Below are 6474 nucleotides of genomic sequence, written 5' to 3' on the forward strand. Positions count from 1 at the left end.
GGCGTCCGGCGCATCCTTGCCGCCGGCGCGCTGCCGGTGGTGCTCGGCGGCGACCATTCGGTCAACATCCCCTGCGTCAACGCCTTCGCCGAGGACTGCGCCGCCAAGGGCCCGATCCACATCGTGCAGCTCGACGCGCACCTCGACTTCGTCGATGAGCGCCACGGCGTGCGCTACGGCCACGGCAACCCGATGCGCCGGGCCGCGGAGAAGCCCTACGTCACCGGGCTGACCCAGCTCGGCATCCGCAACGTGTCCTCGACGGCGAAGGAGGGCTACGAGGCCGCGCGGTCGATGGGGTCTGACATCCTCTCGGTCCGGCAGATCCGCAAGCTCGGCATCGAGGGTGTGCTCGCGCGCATCCCCGAAGGCGCGCGCTACTACGTGACGATCGACATCGACGGCTTCGACCCGTCGATCGCGCCGGGCACCGGCACGCCGAGCCACGGCGGCTTCATCTACTACGAGGGGCTCGAGATCCTCGCCGGGCTCGCGGCGCGGGGCACGATCGTCGGCATCGACCTCGTCGAGGTGGCGCCCGACTACGACCACACCGGCACCACGGCGATCCTCGCCGCGCAGGTCCTGATGAACCTGATCGGGCGCGTGCTGCACCAGCGCGCCGTGCGGGGCTGAGCAAATGGGGTCGATCCGCTACGACTTCACCGGCGAGCGGGTGCTCGTCACCGGCGCCAGCCGCGGGATCGGGCGGGCGGTCGCCGAGGGCTACGCGAAGGCGGGGGCCGAGATCTTCCTGCTGGCGACCGGCCCGGCCGTCGCCGAGGCAGCGCGGGAGATCGCCGCGGCCACCGGCGCCACCTGCCACCCGATCGAGTGCGACATCACCGACGCGGCCGCCGTCGCCGCGGCGATGGACAAGATCGGGCGCCTCGACGTGCTGGTGAACAACGCCGGGCTCGAGCGGATCACGCCGATCGCCGACCCGGAGGCCGAGGCGGCCTTCCGGCGGATCATCGAGATCAACGTGATCGGCACCTATCTCGTCACGCGCCACGCGGTGGCGCGGATGGGCGAGGGAGGCCGGATCATCCTGACCGCCTCGATCTGGAGCCGCACCGCGGTGCCGGAGTTCTCGGCCTATGTCGCGAGCAAGCACGCGAACCTCGGGTTCATGCGCAGCATGGCGCACGAGCTCGCGCCGCGGGGCATCCGCGTGAACGCGGTCTGCCCGGGATGGGTGCGCACCGAGGCGGCGATGCTGTCGCTCGCTAACATGGCGCGCCGCTCCGGCCGACCGGAGCAGGCGCTGCTCGACGAGATCGTCGCCGCCCAGGTGCTCCCCGGCCTGCTCGAGCCCGAGGACATGGCGTCGCTCTACCTGTTCCTCGCCTCGGATGGTGCACGGGACGTCACGGGTCAGGCCTATATGCTCGACCGCGGCGAGGTGATGGCATGACGGCGCTCGACGGCAGCCGCGTCCTCGTCACCGGCGCCTATCGCGGCATCGGCGCCGCCTGCGCGCGGGCCTTCGCCGCGGCGGGCGCCAGCGTCGCCTGCGCCGACATACGGCAGCCCGATGCGACGCTCGCGTCGCTCGCCGGCGGCACCGGACACGTCGCGCTGGTCTCGGACGTCGCCGACGAACGGTCGGTGACGGCGATGTTCGCGGAGGTCGAGCGTCGCTTCGGCGGGCTCGACGTCCTGGTGCATTGCGCCGGCGTGATCCACGAGGCGCCGCTGCTCGAGACTGACGTCGCGGCGTTCGACCGGGTGATCGGCATCAACCTGCGCGGCAGCTTCCTCGTCGGCAAGGCGGCGATCGCGCTGATGCAGGGACGGGGCGGCCGGGTGATCCTCACCGCGTCCGACCTCGCCTATTCCGGGCGCGAGACCTTCTCGCCCTACGTCGCGTCGAAGCACGGGGTGCTGGGCCTCACGCGCTCCTGGGCGAAGGAGTTCGCGCCGGGCATCCTCGTCAACGCGCTCTGCCCGGGACCGATCGACACCGAGATGCTTGGCGCCGCCGAGATGAGCGAGGAATGGCGGGCGCGCGAGCTCGACATCCCGCTCGCACGGTTCGGGCAGCCCGAGGAGATCGCCGCGATGGCGGTGTTCCTCGCCGGTCCGGGCGGCAGCTTCGTCACCGGGCAGGGCATCGGCGTCAACGGCGGGAGCGTCATGCCATGATCCGCAATCCGGTCCCCTGGCCGAACGGCGCCCGCTGCGCCGCCTGCGTCACCTTCGACATGGACGCCGACAGCCTGATCCACATCGGCCATCCCAAGGACGGCCACAGCCGCGTCTCGGCGATTTCCATGCTGCGCTACGGCCCCGAGGTCGCGGTGCCACGCATCGTCGACAGCTACGCCGCGCTCGGCATCCGCCAGACCTTCTTCATCCCGGCCTGGTGCATCGAGCAGTATCCGGCCGCCGTGGACGCGATCCTCGCCGGCGGTCACGAGATCGCCCACCACGGCTTCCTGCACGAGCATCCGCGCGAACTGTCCGACGACGAGGAGGCGCACTGGCTCGACCGCGGCATCGAGATGATCGTGCGCGCGACCGGGCAGCGGCCGCGCGGCTGGCGGGCGCCGCTCTACAACTTCTCGCATCGTTCGGCGGAACTGCTGGTGTCGCGCGGGTTCCGCTACGACGCCTCGCTGATGGGCGACGACCAGCCCTACCTGCTCGAGGCCACCGGCGGGCGGCTCGTCGAGCTGCCCTCGCACTGGGGGCTCGACGACTGGCCGCAGTACGTCCAGTCGATCGACCTCGACTACATGATGCCGATCCGCGCCCCCGAGCAGGGCTTCGAGGCGTTCCGCCAGGAGTTCGAGGCCGCCTACGCATTCGGCGGGCTCTGGGTGCCGGTCGTGCACCCCTTCGCCACCGGCCGCCTGGCGCGCTGGCGGGTCTGGCACGCCTTCCTCGAGTCGGTGGCGGCGCGCGGCGACGTCTGGTTCGCGCCGATGGAGGAGATCGCGGCCCATGTCGAGGGGCTCGTCGCCTCCGGCCGCTACAGTCCGCGCGTCGATCGACTGCCCTACTACGGATCCCCGATCAGCGTCGGCTGAACGGGCGAAGGCAACCGGCTTCGGCCCGACAACAAGGGAGCGTGCAGCATGGAAGACCCGGCCTGGGAACGCGAGCTCGAACGGCGTATTCGCGTCTACGAACAGATGGAGGCCACCGGCGACTGGTCGGGGCGGCTCGGCTCGATCGACTATTTCGCGATGGCCGCGCTGACGGTCGTCTTCACCCTCGGCCCCTGGATCTGGGTGCACTGACATGAGCGAGAACCGCGACTACCGCCTCGCCGCCGAGCGAGGAGACGGCCCGCTGCTGCCCTCTGAGCGGCTCTGGGGCTTCTGGGAATTCACCTACGCCAACGCCGCGCTGGCGATCGCGACCTGGGCCTTCCTGATCGGCGGCGCCGTCGGCCTCTTCGTCGGGCCGAAGGAAGGCATCGCCGCCATCGTCATCGGCAACATCATCGGCGTCGTCATCACCGCGCTCGCCACCTGCGTCGCCACCGGCCGCTATGGCGTCGAGCAGTTCGTCTTCCTGCGCAGCATGTTCGGCGCCAACGGCTCCCGCCTCGTCTACGTGCTGGCGGTGGTCTTCCTCACACTCGGCTGGCTGGCCGTACTCGGGCTGATGTTCGGCCACTCGATCGACGGACTCCAGACGCTGATGGCCGGCGGCGAGGTCTCGGCGGCGCCCGCCACCGGCGGCAAAGTCATCGTCGCCGCCTGCGGCGCGATCCTCCTGACCTGGTTCATCGTCGCCAAGGGCCCGACCTCGATCAAGTTCTTCAACATGATCGTCGCGCCGGCGCTGGTCGTACTGATGGTCGTGATGATGGCGCTCATCCTGTCCAAGCACTCCTTTTCCGAGCTGATGGCAATGGGGCCGCTCGATCCGCCGTTCGACAACAAGACCGTGAACTTCATCATCGCGATCGAGGTCAACATCGCCGCCGGCATGTCCTGGTGGCCCTATCTCGGCAACCTCGCCCGGCTGACCAAGAGCGAGCGCGTCGCCACCTGGCCGAACCTGATCGGTATCTTTGGCGCCGCCGTGCTCGGCGAAATCGTCGGCCTGCTCGCCGCGGTCGCCCTCGGCAACAGCGATCCGACCATCTGGATGGCGCAGATCGGCGGTATCCTCGTCGGCATCGTCGCTCTGGCCTTCGTCGCCTTCGCCAACATCACCAGCATGGCGAACATCCTCTACACCTCCCTGATCGGCCTGCGTCAGGTCGGCACCGCTGGCGTCCGCGCCATCGGGTGGGAGCTGCTCTGCTTCCTCTTCTGCATCGTGCCGCTGCTGCTCGTGATCTTCACGCCCGGCGTCTACGATGGCTTCTTCAAGTTCCTCGTCTGGACCTCGGCGCTCAACAGCGCACTGGCCGGCATCGGCATCGCCGACTACTTCGTCCTGCGCCGCCAGCGCCTGGACCTGCGCGCCCTGCATGCGCCGACCACCGACTCCGCCTACGGCTTCTGGCGCGGGTTCAACCCGATCGGGCTCTTCTCCCTGGCTGTCGGCTTCAGCGTGTACGTTTCCGTCTTCAACCCGCTGTCGCTCGCGCACGCACCGGCCTTCCTCTACTTGACGGCGTCGATCCCGTCCTGCCTAGCGGCTGGCCTTTGCCACCTCGGCCTGACGCGCGCCTTCGCGCGGAGGCTCGGCTGGGGCGCCTATCCGGCGCGCCCCGGGGGCCGGTCCGTGTCGCCCGCTACCTCGCGCTGACGGAGGGGACCCATGACCGCGAGCTACGACTATATCATCGTCGGCGCCGGCTCGGCGGGCTGCGTGCTGGCGGCCCGCCTGACCGAGGACCCGGGAACCAGGGTGCTGGTTCTCGAGTTTGGCGGCAGCGACCGCAGCATCTTCATCCAGATGCCGACGGCGCTCTCGATCCCGATGAACGGTACTAAGTACAACTGGCGCTACCACACCGCGCCCGAGCCCGGCCTCGACGGCCGCCGCGTCCACTGCCCGCGCGGCAAGGTGCTCGGCGGCTCGTCCTCGATCAACGGCCTCGTCTACATGCGCGGACACGCCGGCGACTTCGACGAATGGGAGGCGCTCGGCGCCCGCGGTTGGGGCTATGGCAGCTGCCTGCCCTACTTCCGCAAGGCCGAGACCTTCGCCGGCGGCGGCGACGAGTACCGCGGCGGCGACGGCCCACTGCACGTGACGAGCGGCAACGACATGGAGAACCCGCTCTACCGCGCCTTCGTCGATGCCGGCGCCGAGGCGGGCTACGACCGGACCGACGACCCGAACGGCTTCATGCAGGAGGGCTTCGGCCCGATGCACATGACGATCAAGAACGGCGTGCGCTGGTCGACCGCGAACGCCTACCTCAAGCCCGCGATGTCGCGCCCGAACCTCGACGTCGTCACCCATGCGATGACCCGACGCGTCCTCATCGAGAACGGTCGCGCCGTGGGCGTCGAATACGAGCGCGGCGGCAAGGTCGAGGCCGCCCGCTGCACCCGCGAGGTCGTCGTCGCCGCAGGCGCCATCGGCTCGCCGCACCTGCTGCAGCGCTCCGGCATCGGCGCCGGCGCCATGCTGCGGGCGGCGGGCGTCGAGGTGCAGCACGACCTGCCCGGCGTCGGCGAGAACCTGCAGGACCATTCGGAGATCTACATCCAGTACGCCTGCAAGCAGCCGATCACGCTGAACGGCCGGATGGACCCGCTGAGCAAGCTCAGGATCGGCCTCGAGTGGATGCTCTTCCGCCGCGGCCTCGGCGTGACCAACCACTTCGAGTCAGGTGGCTTCATCCGCTCGGACGCCTCGGTGAAGTGGCCGGACATCCAGTTCCACTTCCTGCCCGCCGCCATGCGCTACGACGGCAAGCAGCCGCTGAAGGGCCACGGCTTCATGGTGCTGACCGGCCCGAACAAGCCGAAGAGCCGCGGCCATGTCCGCGTGCGTTCGGCCGACCCGCACCAGCACCCCGAGATCCTCTTCAACTATCTCAACCGCGAGGAGGACCGCGAGGGCTTCCGCCGTTGCGTCCGGCTGACCCGCGAGATCATCGCCCAGCCAGCGATGGACCCCTTCCGCGGCGACGAGATCGCGCCGGGAAAGGACGTGCGCAGCGACGACGAGATCGACGCCTTCGTGCGGCAGACCATGGAGAGCACCTACCACCCCTGCGGCACCTGCCGGATGGGCGAGGATGCGATGGCCGTGGTCGACAGCGAACTCCGGGTCCACGGCCTCGACGGGCTCAGGGTCGTCGACTCGTCGGTCTTTCCGAGCGAGCCGAACGCCAACCTGAACGCCCCGACGATCATGCTGGCCGAGCGCGCCGCCGACATGATCCGCGGCCGTCCGCTCCTGCCCGCTTCGAATGCGCCCGTCGGGCTGGCCGAGGGATGGGAGGAACGGCAGCGTCCGCGCGCTCCGATCCGGTCGTGCGTGAATTCAGCCGCCTGAAGTGCTCGCGCGGCAAGATTAGGTTTGGACCTACATCGGGATCGAAGTCCC

7 protein-coding genes are annotated in these 6474 nt (G+C 69.8%); all 7 read left to right on the forward strand.

Annotation, left to right across the window (positions count from 1 at the left end):
- On the forward strand, positions 1 to 636 hold a 636-nt coding region (locus Q0112_RS02650), incomplete at its 5' end, for an arginase family protein (RefSeq protein ID WP_297971026.1).
- Between the two features lie 4 nt (positions 637 to 640).
- Complete coding sequence (locus Q0112_RS02655) at positions 641 to 1417, forward strand: SDR family NAD(P)-dependent oxidoreductase (protein WP_297971028.1); 777 nt, start codon at positions 641 to 643, stop codon at positions 1415 to 1417.
- Positions 1414 to 2148, forward strand: a complete 735-nt coding sequence (locus Q0112_RS02660; protein ID WP_297971031.1) for an SDR family NAD(P)-dependent oxidoreductase — start codon at positions 1414 to 1416, stop codon at positions 2146 to 2148. The genes Q0112_RS02655 and Q0112_RS02660 overlap by 4 nt, the downstream gene beginning before the upstream one ends.
- Positions 2145 to 3035: a polysaccharide deacetylase gene (locus tag Q0112_RS02665; RefSeq protein ID WP_297971034.1), complete on the forward strand. Its 891-nt coding sequence runs from the start codon at positions 2145 to 2147 to the stop codon at positions 3033 to 3035. The genes Q0112_RS02660 and Q0112_RS02665 overlap by 4 nt, the downstream gene beginning before the upstream one ends.
- 48 nt (positions 3036 to 3083) lie before the next feature.
- Positions 3084 to 3248, forward strand: coding sequence for a hypothetical protein (locus Q0112_RS02670; protein ID WP_297971037.1), 165 nt, complete (start codon positions 3084 to 3086; stop codon positions 3246 to 3248).
- A gap of 1 nt (position 3249) precedes the next feature.
- Entirely contained in the window at positions 3250 to 4716 is a 1467-nt protein-coding gene (locus Q0112_RS02675; protein WP_297971039.1) for a cytosine permease, read from the forward strand.
- Between the two features lie 12 nt (positions 4717 to 4728).
- Positions 4729 to 6423 carry a choline dehydrogenase gene (gene betA, locus Q0112_RS02680; protein WP_297971042.1) on the forward strand — a complete coding sequence of 565 codons (1695 nt, stop codon included), beginning with the start codon at positions 4729 to 4731 and terminating at the stop codon, positions 6421 to 6423.
- Positions 6424 to 6474: the final 51 nt, after the last annotated feature.

Source organism: uncultured Amaricoccus sp., assembly GCF_937858865.1.
Lineage (GTDB): Bacteria > Pseudomonadota > Alphaproteobacteria > Rhodobacterales > Rhodobacteraceae > Amaricoccus.

Excerpts from the sequence above, each read along its gene's own strand:
- Q0112_RS02655 (WP_297971028.1), top strand. The coding sequence starts at position 641 with ATGGGGTCGATCCGCTACGACTTCACCGGCGAGCGGGTGCTCGTCACC.
- Q0112_RS02660 (WP_297971031.1), top strand. The coding sequence starts at position 1,414 with ATGACGGCGCTCGACGGCAGCCGCGTCCTCGTCACCGGCGCCTATCGC.
- Q0112_RS02665 (WP_297971034.1), top strand. The coding sequence starts at position 2,145 with ATGATCCGCAATCCGGTCCCCTGGCCGAACGGCGCCCGCTGCGCCGCC.
- Q0112_RS02670 (WP_297971037.1), top strand. The coding sequence starts at position 3,084 with ATGGAAGACCCGGCCTGGGAACGCGAGCTCGAACGGCGTATTCGCGTC.
- Q0112_RS02675 (WP_297971039.1), top strand. The coding sequence starts at position 3,250 with ATGAGCGAGAACCGCGACTACCGCCTCGCCGCCGAGCGAGGAGACGGC.
- betA (WP_297971042.1), top strand. The coding sequence starts at position 4,729 with ATGACCGCGAGCTACGACTATATCATCGTCGGCGCCGGCTCGGCGGGC.